This window comes from Ktedonobacter racemifer DSM 44963 (assembly GCF_000178855.1).
In the GTDB taxonomy this organism is placed as follows: Bacteria; Chloroflexota; Ktedonobacteria; order Ktedonobacterales; family Ktedonobacteraceae; genus Ktedonobacter; species Ktedonobacter racemifer.
The window spans coordinates 3,099,179-3,114,112 of the sequence record NZ_ADVG01000001.1 but is presented as its reverse complement, the minus strand read 5'-3'; the positions used below and the strand labels follow the sequence as shown (position 1 = coordinate 3,114,112).

General features: G+C 54.9%; 13 protein-coding genes. 8 read left to right on the top strand and 5 right to left on the bottom strand.

Annotation, left to right across the window (positions count from 1 at the left end):
• Window positions 1–107 precede the first annotated feature (107 nt).
• The 7 genes from KRAC_RS61450 (at window position 108) to KRAC_RS13190 (ending at window position 9,120) form a co-directional block, all read left to right on the top strand.
• A complete protein-coding gene (locus KRAC_RS61450) occupies window positions 108–1,922 on the top strand; it encodes a protein kinase domain-containing protein (RefSeq protein WP_007907716.1) in 1,815 nt (604 codons plus the stop codon).
• 50 nt (window positions 1,923–1,972) lie between these two features.
• The gene (locus KRAC_RS61445; RefSeq protein WP_052568198.1) at window positions 1,973–4,660 is read left to right on the top strand and encodes a PP2C family protein-serine/threonine phosphatase; all 2,688 of its coding nucleotides are present in this window, start codon (window positions 1,973–1,975) and stop codon (window positions 4,658–4,660) included.
• Window positions 4,661–4,753: 93 nt separating this feature from the next.
• Window positions 4,754–5,110 carry an NADH-quinone oxidoreductase subunit A gene (locus tag KRAC_RS13205; protein ID WP_007907713.1) on the top strand — a complete coding sequence of 119 codons (357 nt, stop codon included), beginning with the start codon at window positions 4,754–4,756 and terminating at the stop codon, window positions 5,108–5,110.
• Window positions 5,101–5,805 (top strand): NADH-quinone oxidoreductase subunit C, encoded by a 705-nt coding sequence (locus KRAC_RS61440; RefSeq protein WP_007907711.1) that lies wholly within the window; start codon window positions 5,101–5,103, stop codon window positions 5,803–5,805. Before KRAC_RS13205 ends, KRAC_RS61440 begins: the two co-directional genes overlap by 10 nt.
• Window positions 5,806–5,898: 93 nt before the next feature.
• Entirely contained in the window at window positions 5,899–6,300 is a 402-nt protein-coding gene (locus tag KRAC_RS71185; RefSeq protein WP_007907709.1) for a hypothetical protein, read from the top strand.
• A gap of 42 nt (window positions 6,301–6,342) precedes the next feature.
• Complete coding sequence (locus KRAC_RS13195; protein WP_007907707.1) at window positions 6,343–7,494, top strand: NADH-quinone oxidoreductase subunit D; 1,152 nt, start codon at window positions 6,343–6,345, stop codon at window positions 7,492–7,494.
• 231 nt (window positions 7,495–7,725) lie between these two features.
• Window positions 7,726–9,120, top strand: coding sequence for a complex I subunit 1/NuoH family protein (locus KRAC_RS13190; RefSeq protein ID WP_007907705.1), 1,395 nt, complete (start codon window positions 7,726–7,728; stop codon window positions 9,118–9,120).
• Between the two features lie 66 nt (window positions 9,121–9,186).
• On the opposite strand, the gene KRAC_RS13185 is transcribed toward KRAC_RS13190, so the two are convergent.
• Genes KRAC_RS13185 through KRAC_RS13175 form a run of 3 tightly spaced genes read right to left on the bottom strand, consistent with a single transcriptional unit; the run spans window position 9,187 to window position 12,461 of the window.
• Window positions 9,187–9,828: a phosphatase PAP2 family protein gene (locus KRAC_RS13185; protein ID WP_007907703.1), complete on the bottom strand. Its 642-nt coding sequence runs from the start codon at window positions 9,826–9,828 to the stop codon at window positions 9,187–9,189.
• Window positions 9,829–9,839: 11 nt separating this feature from the next.
• Window positions 9,840–10,766 (bottom strand): glutamate racemase, encoded by a 927-nt coding sequence (murI, locus tag KRAC_RS13180; protein ID WP_007907699.1) that lies wholly within the window; start codon window positions 10,764–10,766, stop codon window positions 9,840–9,842.
• A 24-nt stretch (window positions 10,767–10,790) separates the two neighbouring features.
• Window positions 10,791–12,461, bottom strand: a complete 1,671-nt coding sequence (locus KRAC_RS13175; RefSeq protein ID WP_007907696.1) for an acyl-CoA mutase large subunit family protein — start codon at window positions 12,459–12,461, stop codon at window positions 10,791–10,793.
• A 259-nt stretch (window positions 12,462–12,720) separates the two neighbouring features.
• Between KRAC_RS13175 and KRAC_RS13170 the strand changes: the two genes are divergently transcribed.
• On the top strand, window positions 12,721–12,972 hold the full coding sequence (locus KRAC_RS13170; protein WP_007907694.1) for a hypothetical protein: 252 nt from the start codon (window positions 12,721–12,723) through the stop codon (window positions 12,970–12,972).
• 84 nt (window positions 12,973–13,056) lie between these two features.
• On the opposite strand, the gene KRAC_RS61435 is transcribed toward KRAC_RS13170, so the two are convergent.
• Entirely contained in the window at window positions 13,057–13,635 is a 579-nt protein-coding gene (locus KRAC_RS61435) for a biotin/lipoyl-containing protein (protein ID WP_007907692.1), read from the bottom strand.
• A gap of 393 nt (window positions 13,636–14,028) precedes the next feature.
• Window positions 14,029–14,739 (bottom strand): hypothetical protein, encoded by a 711-nt coding sequence (locus tag KRAC_RS61430; protein ID WP_007907690.1) that lies wholly within the window; start codon window positions 14,737–14,739, stop codon window positions 14,029–14,031.
• Window positions 14,740–14,934: the final 195 nt, after the last annotated feature.

Sequence of the window (14,934 nt, the reverse complement as noted above, 5' to 3'; positions counted from 1 at the left end):
GTTATAATGCCCCCTATAATCAGGATGTAAGAAAAACGGAGTTTGGCAATTGGGTGGAAGCAACGAAGTTCGGCCGTGAAGTGAAAGATATGATAGAGCGGTAATATATGGATAATAGTTACTCAGCAGATCAGAATCGCCTATCGCCTGGTAGTAACGCTCAAGCGTCCGCGCCTGAGTCTGCTAATCAGCCTGTGCTGCCATCGACTGATGGGGAAGTGATAGGATCGCGCCGTCGTTTAGCGCCGGGAACCGAGCTATCAGATCATCGTTATCGCATTGAGCGCCTGGTGGCGTCGGGAGGCATGGGCGCGGTGTATCGCGCGATAGATACCCGTTTCAACCGCCCCTGCGCCGTCAAAGAGATGCTTGATGAGTTTAGCGATGAGAAGGACCGCGCGCAAGCGGTTGAATGGTTCTCGCGTGAGGCGACACTCCTACTTGACCTTAACCATCCCTGTATTCCACGTGTGCGCGACTTCTTTATTGAGCGTGGTCGCCACTACCTGGTAATGGATTTTATCGAAGGCTCTACCCTGGCGGAGGTCCTGGAGAAAGAGGGGAATGTGCTGGGGATACAGGGGGTGCGTGGCGTTACCGAGGTCCGTGCACGGATCTGGGCCAGGCAGCTGTGTGATGTGCTCAACTACCTGCACCGGCAGACGCCTCCTATCATTTTCCGTGATCTTAAACCCTCAAATATTATGGTCACCGGGCGCGATGAAATTAGATTGATCGATTTCGGTATTGCGCGTAGCTTCCAGTCTCAAGGGAAGGCGACCATCATTATGACCCTGGGTTACGCTCCTCCAGAGCAATTGCATGGTCAGCCAGAGCCTCGGAGTGATATTTACTCTCTGGGCGCGACCCTGTACCGCCTATTGACCGCGCATGACGCCGCCAATAACAAACCCTCAATCTTCGCCTTCCCCCCGCTGCGCTCGTTGCGTCCGGATATCAGTCCCGGGTTTGAGCAAGTGATTATGAAGGCCCTGGCCTATGCGCCAGATCAGCGCTGGCAGAGTGGCATGGAGATGGGCAACGCTACCGCGGTCCTTCCTCCCGTAACAGGCGTTCCTCCTATGCGCTCCGAACCTGTCTCTGGCGGACCCGTAACAGGCGGAAACAGATCGTCAGGCCCACAGGGAAATAGTATGCCTGGGCAGGTGGCTGGATCGAGCGCTTTTCCTCCTCAGCAATCCACGCCTAATGCCGGCATGACGGGTCCCGCCGGAACGTACATCGCAGATGCGCTCCGCCACCTGGCTGCTGGGCGCACTGAAGATGCCTATGGGGCCGTACAGTTTGCCTATGGCAGAGAGCCAAACAATGCCCTGGTACATAAACTCTTCGGGCAGGTGTTCGCGCGTCGGCGCCCAGCACAGATTGATCAGGCGATTCAGGCCTACAGGCGCTCGCTTGAGTTAAACCCTGCTGATACCGAGACCCATAAACTGCTGGGTGATGTCTGGCTCTATCTGCGCCCCATGCCCACGCAAGCCATTCCCGAGTATGTCGAGTCGCTCAAGCTAAACGCCCAGGACCCTGAAACTCATTTTCGTCTTGGACAGTGCTACGAGAAGACACGCCAACTTGACGGGGCCGTGTCTGAGTATCATGAAGCGTTCAAGCTGGCGAAGAGCCTTCCCAACCAGTCACAAATGCTGGTAGTCTTTGCGCAAACCCTGGGAAATCTGGCCTTTTACTTGAGGCGCTACAACCTGGCTGAAGAAGCCTTTGTGCAGTTGCTCTTTCTGAATCCCAGCGACTATGCGACGCGCTTCCAGTTGAGCCAGGTGTACGAGAATGAGAACCGCCTGGACGATGCCTTGCGTGAATGCGAACACGTCTTGCGTTCCCCAGGTGTCACTCCAGCCGTCCAGCAAATGCGCCAGCGCTTGCGTATGCGCATGGGTAGGTAAACGTGGATCCGCGTTCGCTCTGCATATTCGGCATAAAGAGGTAATGTCAAATGCGTAGGCAAGGTGAACCCTCACGGGGACAAGGATGTTGGTGGCAGGCGGCCATATATGGTCTGCTTGCCCTTGTGTTGGCATTGCAGTGGTTGCTGGTCTCTACAACAGGAGCATTTGCCATGTCGAGGGCGGGGCGAGCGAACGATCCCAGCCAGGAGGTCGCACGCGCCGGAACAGCGGTTGTGCGTTTGCTTGCTACGTATGAGATCGCATCAGAGACGAGCGCGCAACCTGAGCACTCGGCATCGTCCCTGCCCCTGGGATCGCTGGGCGTGCGCAATCAGCTCTTTTATACCTGTACTGGCCTGGGCACGATTATTGCAAGCTGGTCGGCTGCCGAGCTGAGCCAGCGCTTTCCAGATGCTAGTTTCGCGAATCAGAATACCTGGGTGCTGACGGATAGCAGCGTCGTAAGCAAAAGTGGCTCAGGTTGTCAGGCAGCAGGTGGTGGACGCCTCGTCACGTTAAAAGTCTATTTTAGTAATCTCTATAACAGCGATGCGCAACCGGTTGTCGCGTACGAGTCCGATGCTCAGAACAGTGTTGCCCTGAATACCTTTTGCCTGGATGAGAGCGAGAGCTGTGTACAGGATAGCCCGGTCGTATTTTCCTTTAATTCCAATAAACTATATCCATATGTAGATATGGCACAAACAAATGCTATCCAACCAGCCTCGCTTGGTCTGACCACGAGCAGTCCGACCAGCCAGGCTCTACCGCCAGTGAATGCGAAGGAGTCGCAAGCTGCGCAATATCTCTCACCTGCGCTTCTGCCCGCGAATGCGGCGCTCGAACCAGGAACGCCACTCCTGGATAAAAGCGGGGCCTTAGTACAACTGCGTCTCAAGAACCAGGTGATAGAGAGAACCGAGTTAGTGGCGGCTTTGCAGAAGGTGCCACCTACAGGAACGACGCATGTGTTGGATATAAATAGAAGTCTTGAGAATGATGTACATATGAATTGGGCGCAAGGAATCGCAAATTATTATCGACAGCCTCCCGACTATAGACGGGCCGAGGATTTCTTTCATAAGGCATTGCTCGCCAACACGGATTTCACAGGCGCGCATCTATTTGAGCAGAAGGCAAGCGAGGCATTGAATGTGAATAAACAATCTACCAGTAGTACCCAGGCAACCAGCGTGAGTATCACCGTTGCGGGCATCCCGGTCCCGATTTTGCCACTTGTGATTGCTGTCCTGGCTGTGCTCATTATTCTGCTTATTCTGACCAGCGTCTCTTTTGGTCGTAAGCGTGTGCAGCGTAAGCGACAACGCAGGCTACTGGAAGAGGCCGAGCGTAACGCCTCAGTTGAGGCCTCGCGTATTTCGGAGGAGGAGGAGAAGCTGCGCCAGCAGCTCCCCGCCTGGGAGCATAAGACCATGCCTATCGCCAGAGATGAAGATGCGGGGGCCACGTACTCTCCCGTACCTGTCGCGGCGGAAGTCTCGCCAGCAGCGGCGGGCAATATCGTGACGCCAACCGATCAGCCGACCGTGGTGAATAATACCGCGCCCTCGATGCAGGCCGTGCAACTGGTCTGTCCCAATTGTAAATCCCCGGTGTCAAAGGGCGATAATTTCTGCCATCATTGCCGTTGCCCTCTCTCGCCTTCGGCCTCTGGTCTGAATTTGCGTATACCATCACAGTATTTGCGCGACCAGCAAAAAAACGCGGCCCCAGTCGCGGGAGCCGTTCCCTTCCCCTCTATCGCTGACCTGCCAACCGTTGAGTTTACGCCCGAACCTGAGGAGGCGAAGGCCCCGGTATCCAAGGTTTCCGCGGCAGGTGATTCCGAGAGGACGGAACCCGGGCATAAACCCAGCCAACCCATTCACTACCTTGTGGGGACGCATACTGATCCTGGTATTAAGCGAAAGCACAAGCCAAATGAGGACAGCTTCTTTGCGGCCAGGGGGGTATGTCGTGTCTATGGTGAGGTTCTGCCGTTTGGCCTCTTTGTGGTGGCCGATGGCATGGGGGGGCATGCCGCGGGACGCGATGCCAGCCGCCTGGCTATCCAGACCATCGTAAACTTTATGGTTCCCAATCTACGGCCGGAGAACGATCTGCCACGCGAGGGCCTGGTGCGCCTCCTGGTGGATGGTGTGCAGCAGGCCAACCAGGCGGTACACCAGCATAATATGGAGCTGCATGCCGACATGGGAACCACGATGACCGCGGCCTTCATCGTGGCTGACACCGCCTATGTGACCAATGTCGGTGATAGTCGCACCTATCTCTACCGCCAGGGTGAGCAGTTGCGCAAAGTGACCAATGATCACTCGGTCGTGGCAAGCCTGGTCGAGGCTGGTATTATCCAGCCAGATGATATCTATACTCATCCCAAACGCAACCAGATTTATCGTAGCCTTGGCGAGAAGACCGCCATTGAGATTGATGCCTTTGAAGAGCAGGTACACGATGGTGACCTGTTGCTGCTCTGCTCCGATGGACTCTGGGATATGGTCCGTGATCCACAAATCGAGCACATGATCAAACAGTCACAGAAGGATGTGCAGGACATCGCGGATGCCCTGGTTCAGGCCGCCTTGCGTGAGGGCGGCGATGACAACGTGAGCGTGATTGTGGTGGGGATACGGGAGGCGCAAGAGGAATCCCGGGGACGTGGTTTCCAGGTGCTTGCCAAGCCCGACACGGTCCAGTTACCCCAACTCACGTGAAATTGTCGCCTCTTACTCACTGTGCTATAATCATTGCAGCATCTTCTTGCCTCTGTCGATATTCGGCAGAGGCTTGTATTGGGAGGAACGCTTGTGTCTCTTGGGTACTTATACGCGGGTATTCTGTTAGCGGCCGGCTTTGGTTTTGTTATTCTTGCAACTACGGTCTCTAACATACTCTCACCCCATAAAAAAACAAAAGAAAAATCCCAGACCTATGAGTCTGGTGAAAAGCCAATTGGCTCGGCCTGGGTACAATATCCACTTGGTTTCTACATCTTTGCCCTACTCTTTGTGGCCTTTGATGTGGATATTGTGTTTATCATTTCCTGGGCAGTCATCTTCAAGCAATTAAGTGTTTTTGGTTTTGTCGAGATTCTCTTCTTTATCTTAATACTCGCGCTTGGCCTGGTGTATGCCTGGCGTAAGGGAGTGACACGATGGATCTAGTACCACGTTCTACAAATATGCCTAGTGCGACAACGGGCTATCGTGACCAGAACGCTGCTCTGGCTCGCGACCTGGCTCCGCTCTCGCAGATCACAGGCAAGCCTGTCAATGCTACCACGCTCAAAGGGGATTTCCTGGGCCTGGTCGTTGATAAAGAGAACCTGGTGGCCGTCTGTCGCTTTGTGCGCGACCAGCTGGGATTTGATTTATTGGTGTGCGTCTCGGGTGTCGATATGCTTGATCACCTGGAGTCGGTCTATCACCTGCGCTCAACCACGCGTGCGCAGTTGCTACAGATCAAGGTACGTATCGAGCGCGAGAAGCCGGAAGTTGATAGCGTGGTCTCGGTCTATCCAACTGCTAACTGGTTGGAGCGCGAGACCTACGACATGTATGGCATTCGCTTCGCGGGCCATCCTGATCTCCGCCGTATGTTGCTGGATGATGACTTCGAAGGCTATCCCTTGCTGAAGGACTTCAAACAAGTGCCAATGACCGCAAAGCCTCGGGCGACCACGCAGATCGATCCGAATATGGCGGTCTCGGGCAAGTTCCAGCAGCAGCACCTGGAGCATGTGGTGCAGAAGAAACTGGGTCAGGGCCTGGAGGAGCGCCTTCATCCTGGCACTCCAACCTTCGGCCATGCTTTCCAGGATTATCAAGAGGCGGGCGAGCAACAGGCAGATACGGAATAAGCCTGGGAAGTTGAAAGCACGTCTGATAGAGAGCGTTTAACAGACACTTGTGGATCGCTTTCTTTCTATTGCAGAAGAACGTGAGTGTGGGCTATGCCAAAGGCCAGGACGCATCGTAGAGGCGCGGGACGCAGTCGTACTGAGAGCCAGAAACAGGGTCGTGAAACACAGGGCGTCGGCAAGGTCGCACCAGGTCAGGACAGAGAGGGGCGCGCGAACGGAAAGAGTCGTGCAGGGGAGGCAGGACAGACGTTGGGGAGTACCGCACGCTCGGGGTCTTTGGCACGTTCTAAGGGAGCGTCCCGGGCAAGAAGTGGTACACAGGGAGTGATGATGCCCATCCTCGTCGCTTGTGTTTGTTTTGGGACGGCGGTAGCACTAGCATTTTTCTCGGCGGACCCTAATCGCTACCTGTTTAGTGCTCTGGCGACACTCATGGGATGTATGTGGTCCTATATGTTCTGGGTCCGCCTGCGACGCCTGCAACGCAGATAAAACTATTGGCAGGCACTGAAACATACTAAACGAGGAAACCTCATGGCTACAAACCAAGAGATAAATATTCCGGTCGGCATCGTGAGCGAGGGTGGCGAACTAAAGTCTCAGGAGATGTTACTCAACCTGGGACCTCAGCATCCAAGTACACACGGCGTCTTGCGCCTGTTGCTCACGCTTGAGGGCGAGACGGTCGTCGATTGCACCCCGGTTATTGGTTATCTGCATCGCGGTATCGAAAAGATTCTGGAGAATCGCCCGATTATGGGCGGCATCCGTTATATGGACAACGCGGATTACCTTTCGCCTATGCTCAATGAGACCGCCTATGCCGGAGCTGTCGAGCAGTTGATGGGAATTGAGCTGCCACGCCGCGCGCAGTATATCCGCCTGATTACTAACGAGTTACAGCGTATCGCCAGTCACCTCGTGGCCGTGGGCACCTATCTGCTCGACCTGGGCGCGACCACTCCTGTCATGTGGGCCCTTCGTGATCGCGAAACCATCCTCTCGCTCTTTGAGGCGCTGGGTGGTAGCCGCTTTAACGTGAACTATATGCGCGTGGGTGGTGTCCTGCATGATCTGCCCAAGGGATGGCTCAAAGAGTGCGAGGAATTTCTCGACCAGTTTGTGAAGAATCATGCCGAACTGACGGCCTTGATTACTGGCAATGAAATCTTTGAGGCTCGTACCCAGGGCGTCGGCTATATTGATCCACAGCAGGCCCTGGCCTATGGCCTGACCGGCCCGATGCTGCGCGCCAGTGGTATCAACTGGGATCTGCGTGTGAACCGTCCTTACATGGCGTATCGCGAGATCGCAGTGAACCCCCAGGTGCGCCAGGAAGGCGACTGCTACGCCCGCTACAGCGTGCGTATGGCCGAAATGCTTGAGAGCGTGCGCCTCTGTCGTGAAGGAATTGATAAGCTTCCGGGTGGCCCTATCAGCACACGCACACCGATTGCGCTGCGTCCTCCACGCGGTGAGACCTACTTCGCGATCGAGAGCAGCAAGGGTGAACTGGGGGTCTACTTTATCAGCGATGGTAGCGAGTATCCCTGGCGCGCGAAGCTACGTGGCCCTTCCTTTGTCAATCTGCAAATCGTGCCTGAGCTACTGCGTGGTCATAAAATGAGTGACACCATCGCGATCATGGGTAGCACCGATATTGTGCTGGGTGAGGTTGACCGCTAATGCCTCCTGGAATTCAGGTGGAATGGGCGCTTCAGGCGCCGTTCCTCGCTGAATGCTCCGGGTACCTACCTTCAATGGTTACTACCGATTCGGAAACCTGAGCGCGGAGCGCTAGTCGCGAAAGTGACGTTGGTTTCCGCATAAGATCTTAGTAAACAAGGCGAAATGGCTGCTTCTGCGCCCGGCACTCGGTAAGCAGAAGCGTGTTCGTTCGCGCTGGAGTCATCTACGATGTTTACAGTTCTTGCTGATGATGGATTGTGGACACAACTGGTCAATGGCATTCTCTCATGGGATACCTTGCAGTTTGTGGTCGCCATCCTCTCAATATTTGGATTCGTGCTTACGAGCGCGACCATCCTGGTTCTGCTAGAGCGCAAGGTTATTGCTTGGGTGCAGGACCGTCTTGGCCCCTATCATACTGGCCCCTGGGGCCTCTTACAGAGCGTCGCTGACGTGGCCAAGCTCCTGCTGAAAGAGGATGTTCACACCGCTGATAGTGACCTGCTCCTCTTCTGGCTGGCACCCGCCGTCTTCCTGGCGCCGGCCATCGCGACCTTCGCTGTGCTGCCCTTCTCGCCCTATATCGGGGTTCCAGGAACAGCCCTGGCGACTGGTGTCGTCTTCTACGTTGCCATTAGTTCGATCGACGTTGTGGGCGTGGTCATGGCTGGTTGGAGCTCGAATAACAAGTATGCTTTGATCGGTGGCTTGCGTGCCGCCGCCCAGATGATCTCTTATGAGCTACCTCTGTTCCTCTCGCTCGTGGGTGTGATCATGCTAACCAGTGTGCTGGCGGGTCATCCTGGCTATCCCGGTGTGTCGGGCATTGGTACCGTCTCCCTGCGTGAGATTCAGAACTTCCAGAATATCTGGGCTAAGACTGGCAATCCAGTGCTGGACTTCCTCTTCGAAGGCTTCACGCCCTGGGCCTGGTTTATCCTGGTACAGCCTCTGATGATCCTCATCTACTACACTTGTGGCCTGGCCGAGACCAACCGCGCGCCCTTCGACCTGCCTGAGGCCGAGTCCGAGCTGGTCGCTGGCCATATGACAGAGTACAGCGGTATGCGCTGGGCGATGTTCTTCCTGGGTGAGTATGGCAACATGACCGTGGTATCAGCGGTGACGGCCTATATGTTTCTGGGTGGCTTCGCTGGCCCTGGTGTCTCCTACCTGGTTGGCTTAAACAACATCTGGTGGGGCCTGGCCGGCAACCTGCTGGGCCTGGTCTACCTGATCCTCAAGGTCTATCTGCTCTGCTTCGTCTTCATCTGGATTCGCGCCACGCTGCCACGCCTGCGTGCCGACCAGTTGATGCAATTTAGCTGGCTGATCTTGATGCCAGTCACCCTGGCCAATATCATCGTCACCGGCGGTGTCTACCTGATCTTCGACGCGCTTCACCTCCCCATCGTGGCCTTCCTGGTGACGCTGGGTGTGATTAACTGGGCGTCGGTCTATGGCTTTGTCCAGCTGGTGCGCCGCGCGACGGTGGCTTCGACCCGCCGCGCCCAGGCCCCCGCGATCCGCGCGCAGCGTCGTGCGGCTGCCGTGGCCGGCTTGCAGTTGAGCGATGGCGTTCCCGCTCGTGCTCAGCTGACCACTGGTGGTTCCGAGAAATAAATATCAAGCACAAAAAATACCTGCTGGGAATGCTCCCAGCAGGTATTTTTTGTGCTTTTGACGACGCTAGATACCATAGAGTGCCAGGGTGAGGGCGGCGATCCCGATAGTGACGAGCGAGCCCGCGATGACCTGTCCCGTCGTGTGGCGGTGCAGGACCACACGCGACCAGCAGACCAGTGCTACCAGGGCATAGGCTGGCAGGACGACCTGCCCATAGAGAGCGGTCAGCAGGGTCACAGCCCCTGCCAGTGAGGAGGCGTGAATACTGATCTTCCAGCGGCCCCAGAGCGTGACCAGCATCATGATGCAGCCAATAAAGAGTGTCATGAGAAGGGCGGTTTGCAGCGTATGAGGTCCGTGAATAAGTCCTAAGAGGGAGAAGACCGCGAGAACAGAGAGCAGACAGATGATAAAGGGGCCGACACGCTGTGAACGTTTGCTTACATCCATATCTGTAAATTTACCAAGCTTGACACCGATCAGGATATAGAGCATAGGACCCACGCTCACGAAGAAGAGCGTGAGCAGGGTATAGCCGATGGCCTGTAGCTGATTACTGGTGCGATAGAGTGCTACCAGGAGGATCGTTGGGATGGATACGACTGGTGGTGAGAGAATGGCTGAAATAGAATGTGCAATCCGCAGACGCAAGGTCCGAGGTGGCAGCCCAGCGGGGGAAACGCCGGTACTGAGAGTATTTGACATGCTCCTGCCTTTCAAAATGATGTCATTGAGGATTCCGCGTTAACGGGATACCCGAGTACCTGGCTGGCAGTTGTCGTAAAGGTGTGTGCGTCTCCGCTACACCAGACTTGGAGCAATCCCTGCTCAGGTGAGGCCTGATCAATGGGATGTGCGATGCCAGCCTGCTCAAGAAGAAAACGAGTGCGACGAGCGATAGCAGCACCGCTATCGATAACCTGGACGCCCGGGCCTACGATGTGCCGAATAGCTTCACGCAGGGCGGGAAAATGGGTGCAGCCCAACACCAGGACATCAATGTCGTGCTGGAGCAGGGGATGCAGAGACTGGCGTAAGGTCGCTTCAACCTCTGGCCCCTGTAGCTGTCCCTTTTCAACGAGTGTAACCAGTTCGGAGCAGCCCTGAGCATAGACTTCGACGCCAGTGGCGAAATCCTCGATGAGCTGTTGCAGGTATGCGGATTTGGCTGCTTGATTGGTTGCGGCCACGCCGATACGCCCCTTCCGGGTCAGGCTGGCCGCGGGCTTGACCGCGGGCACCACGCCAACAAAGGGCACGTCAGGGAACGAGAGACGGAGCGCTTCAAGAGCGGCCTGTGAGGCCGTATTACAGGCGACAACGATGAGCTTGACACCGCGCTCCAATAAAAAACAACTGGCCTGCTTTGCCAGTTCGATAATCTCTTGCTCGCTACGAACGCCATAGGGACAGTGCCTGGTGTCCCCATAGTAGAGAAAGTCTTCGTGCGGGAGAATCTTTCTCAGCTCGGTAAGAATCGTTAGCCCCCCCGCACCCGAGTCATAAACGCCAATGGGAGCGTAGGGGCGATGTGTATCATCACCCCTGCTCTCATGCCTGGCCAGGGGAGAGAGCGACTCGACTCCCTCTCCCAGCATCGTATGCACTTGTCCCTCATCAAAATTAGTGTTACGAACGTTCATGCTTTCCCTTGAAAAACCTCTTGTCTAAGCGTCAAAACTGCGAAATTCGTGCTGCTCACCGAAGATGTGGCGTAGCGTATCGCTAATCTCGCCCAGCGTCGCATAGGCCTCCACCGCCTCGATGATCAGCGGCATCAAGTTCTCGCTACCACGCGCCGCCGCTTCCAGCGCTTGCAGGTGCTGTTGAACCTGCTCGTTATCCCGGCGCTGGCGCAAGGTTACGAGTTTGGCTGCCTGCCCACGCCCGATGGCTGGATCAACGCGTAGCAGCTCGGCTGGTGGCTCGTGTTGCTGGGTGAAGCGATTGACGCCAACCACAATCGCCTCCTCCTGCTCAAGTGCGAGCTGATAGGTATACGCAGCCTGTTCGATCTCGGACTGCATATAGCCAAGCTCAATCGCGCGTACGCTTCCACCCAACTCGTCAATTTTCTGAATGTAGGCCCAGGCCTGCTCTTCGAGCTGGGCCGTCAGGGACTCGACAAAGTAGGAGCCTGCCAGTGGGTCCACGACATCGGCGACCCCAGTCTCATAGCCCAGGATCTGTTGTGTACGCAGGGCCAGGCGCGCCGAGTCCTCAGTGGGAAGCGAGAGGGCCTCGTCCTTGGAATTGGTATGCAGGGACTGGGTGCCTCCCAGCACGGCCGCCATGGCCTGATATGCCGTGCGCACCACGTTATTATCAGGCTGCTGAGCCGTGAGTGTCGAGCCAGCCGTCTGCGTATGGAAGCGAAGCATAAGTGAGCGTGGGTCCTGGGCATGGAAGCGCTCACGCATAATATGCGCCCACATCTGACGTGCCGCGCGGAACTTGGCGATCTCCTCAAAGAAATTGTTATGACAGTTAAAGAAGAACGAGAGCTGGCCCGCGAACTTATCGACGTTGAGGCCAGCATCGAGGGCGGCCTGCACATAGCTAATGGCATTAGAGAGCGTAAAGGCGATCTCCTGCGCCGCCGTCGAGCCAGCCTCACGAATATGATAGCCACTAATACTAATCGTATTCCAACGCGGAATATTCTCGGCACAGTACTGGAAGATATCCGTAATGATCCGCATCGAGTGCTGGGGTGGATAAATATAGGTGCCGCGCGCGATATACTCTTTGAGCACATCGTTCTGGATGGTGCCCGAGATCTTGCGCAGATCGGATCCCTGCTTCTTCGCCACCGCGATATAGAGCGCGAGCAGGATGCTGGCCGTAGCGTTAATCGTCATGGAGGTGCTGATGCGTTCTAGGGGCAGGCCAGCGAGCAGGGTCTCCATATCTTCCAGACTGGAGATCGAGACACCAACCTTGCCAACCTCGCCCTCAGAGAGCGCGTGATCCGCGTCATAGCCAATCTGTGTGGGGAGATCAAAGGCCACCGAGAGGCCAGTTGTACCCTGTGAGAGCAGGTAGTGATAGCGTTTATTTGACTCCTCGGCGGTGCCAAAGCCCGCGTACTGGCGCATGGTCCAGAGGCGTGAGCGGTACATGGTGGGCTGGACGCCGCGTGTATAGGGGAACTCGCCGGGGAAACCTATCCGTTCGTGTAAGTCGAGCGCTTGTACATCTTCTGCGGTATAGAGGGGTTGTACTGGTATGTGTGAACTGGTCTCAAAGCGGTCTCTGCGTTCCGCCGCTTTCTCCTGTGCTTTGCGCAGAGTGGTAGCGCGCCACTCCTCTGCACTCCGACTAACATGCTGCTGCATAGCAGTCCTCCTTATTGCATACCAATGGCATTATACCATATTGCCGAGCAGATGCCTCTGACGACAAAGGATGAGTCAAGGGGATAATGGTGATGTCGAGGTGCGCGGACGGATGCCCGCGCACCTCGACATCACCATCTTTTGGTAGTTATTTGATATCTATCTGATAGCTATTTGATAGTCTTTGGTCTTCGTATTTCGCCAATAGCTGTGTATACTAGTTTAGGATGTTCAGTCAGAAACGTTAGGGGCAGATCAGATGGGTAGCGAGATAGCTCTCTTGAAAGAGCAAATCGAGCAAGAGTATGATGCGGTACATAGTGGTTTGTATGGCCTGGTGAGTGGAACCGCACGACATGTCTTTATTCATACGCGTATGCAAAACATTGAGCGCTATCATCGGCGCCTGCGTGTTCTTGTGGGGGAGAATGCCGCGGATGATGTGCTCTGTGGCGTCCATGATACAAGCCATCTGCGTTGGGTGAGAAAATATCCTACTCAATTACCCTAACCCACCACTTTGACCACCATCGGTATTGATTAGCAGCTGGCCTCTCATCGGAGAGGTCCTGCTAGTCAATACCTTCCATACACGCTAGCTCTCCTGCTCCCCAGCGATAATGATCAGCACTTCACCCTGGTCGACCGCCTGGCCCTTCTTGACGCGCACCTCTTGAATAGTACCGCTGATGGGGGCATTCAGGTCATTCTCCATTTTCATGGCTTCGAGAATCACCACTGTCTCACCCTCTTGAACCGTTGCACCAGGCTCAATCGGGACCCTAACCACGAGGCCCGGCATAGGAGCCGCGACCGAGGCCATTCCGCTGGCCGTGCTTCCCTTGACCAGGCTTGAGAGCAGGCGCGTATGTTCATCTTCAACCTTGATCTCAAAGCGCTGGCCCGCGATATGAATTTCGTAGGTCTCACTATCTCTCTGATCGGCCCTGGTGATGCGGCGGGCGAAGATATCATAGGAGCGGCCGGCGATGATCAGGCTAAAATGACCGCCAGATCTGCCTGAGGACTGGCTCTCGCTGGCCAGTGTTGCGACCTGGCGCCAGTCAATGGGGAACGTCGTCTCTTCCAGTTGAATGCTCTGGCTGGCCCCATTGTCGCCAGTTGTGACCCGGTAGGTTTCCTTGCTTGCTTGGCTTGTAGCGATATACGTCATTGTACTTTTCTACCCCTGGCTTATATAGCAAATACACGAGCGTAACCAAGGACCTCTTCACAGGTGGGTTGGCGCGCCCATAGATGGCTTCTGATATTCGCGTGTGGTGTGTAGCATCCTCACGCCCTGTTATTGTACCATATTCTGTTTCCAGGTTTCCCTTTCTCATCTCAGGAGGGCCTTCGCGCCGCAGGCGCGAAGGGGTAAGGGATGTGGGTGGCAAATAGCAAAGCCATTTGCCACCCACATCCCTTACCTCCTGGAAGGCTAATGTAACGAGCCGATACCAAATGCTTGGAGAGCATTAGAAAGTCCTGGTTGTGGACAGGCGCTTCAGGGGCTATGCTTGTATCGATATCAGAGTAAGAGGGGTATGCAGGAGGAGATGCATGGCTATTTTTTCTTCGTGTGCGTGGTTAGTTCTAGTAAGGGAATGCCAGGTGCCAGCGAGTATGTGTTGTGATTGACCTGTTCGCCAACATTGTTGCGCTGATTATTACCCTTGTTGTTGAGCAGGTCAGGTAGCAAGGAATATGAGTTGTTATTGACCTGATAACCGATGGTGTTCCCCTGATTGTCGACCTGACTACCGGGAGCATTAAATTGATTTCTAATAGAGTTTGCCTGATTATTTACCTGGTTTCCACTGTTGCTAGCGTTGTCCTGATTGTTGCCCACGTTATATCCCTGATTCCCGCTGTTGCCCTGGTCAACTCCCCAGTAGTAACTGTTATTACTATTGTTGCCGCTTTCCTGGCCGTTTAGGCTGATCACTTGTCTGTTGATTTGGTTCCCAATAATACTTCTCTGATTGTTCACCTGGTTTCCACTGTTGCTAGCGTTGTCCTGATTGTTACCCGCATTATATCCCCGATTTCCGCTATTGCCCTGATCAACTCCCCAGTAGTAACTGTTATTACTATTGTTGCCGCTTCCCTGTTTGTATTGATTGTTCACCTGATAATTTTTTTGCTGCGAGAACCTGACAGGTGGGCGACTCGAGGAGGCGAGCGCGGTTGCTGGCAGACCTGTTAAAAGTAGGATTGAGAGTATCTGACTCGTAACAACAAGGGACACATGCTTGTTGGGGAGAGAAAATATCATCGTGCTCTTCTGACTATCCATTACTAAATAAAGAATCTTTGATAGAAGGGCTTTTACACCTCAAACAAAAGCCCTGCTTTCACCAGTGTACTGCTTTTGACACTCCCCCGGATAAATCCAGGGGGATTCTTCCTTCATCCAGGTGACTTGCTGACTCCCATTGCTGAGAGGCAGTAGCGGCCTTCCTGTCCAGAA

Bases quoted from the DNA above. Each gene is read 5' to 3' on its own strand.
- KRAC_RS13190 (WP_007907705.1), top strand. From the start codon at position 7,726: ATGTTTACAGTTCTTGCTGATGATGGATTGTGGACACAACTGGTCAAT.
- KRAC_RS61450 (WP_007907716.1), top strand. From the start codon at position 108: ATGGATAATAGTTACTCAGCAGATCAGAATCGCCTATCGCCTGGTAGT.
- KRAC_RS13185 (WP_007907703.1), bottom strand. From the start codon at position 9,828: ATGTCAAATACTCTCAGTACCGGCGTTTCCCCCGCTGGGCTGCCACCT.
- KRAC_RS13175 (WP_007907696.1), bottom strand. From the start codon at position 12,461: ATGCAGCAGCATGTTAGTCGGAGTGCAGAGGAGTGGCGCGCTACCACT.
- KRAC_RS61445 (WP_052568198.1), top strand. From the start codon at position 1,973: ATGCGTAGGCAAGGTGAACCCTCACGGGGACAAGGATGTTGGTGGCAG.
- murI (WP_007907699.1), bottom strand. From the start codon at position 10,766: ATGAACGTTCGTAACACTAATTTTGATGAGGGACAAGTGCATACGATG.
- KRAC_RS71185 (WP_007907709.1), top strand. From the start codon at position 5,899: ATGCCAAAGGCCAGGACGCATCGTAGAGGCGCGGGACGCAGTCGTACT.
- KRAC_RS61435 (WP_007907692.1), bottom strand. From the start codon at position 13,635: ATGACGTATATCGCTACAAGCCAAGCAAGCAAGGAAACCTACCGGGTC.
- KRAC_RS13195 (WP_007907707.1), top strand. From the start codon at position 6,343: ATGGCTACAAACCAAGAGATAAATATTCCGGTCGGCATCGTGAGCGAG.
- KRAC_RS61430 (WP_007907690.1), bottom strand. From the start codon at position 14,739: ATGATATTTTCTCTCCCCAACAAGCATGTGTCCCTTGTTGTTACGAGT.
- KRAC_RS61440 (WP_007907711.1), top strand. From the start codon at position 5,101: ATGGATCTAGTACCACGTTCTACAAATATGCCTAGTGCGACAACGGGC.
- KRAC_RS13170 (WP_007907694.1), top strand. From the start codon at position 12,721: ATGGGTAGCGAGATAGCTCTCTTGAAAGAGCAAATCGAGCAAGAGTAT.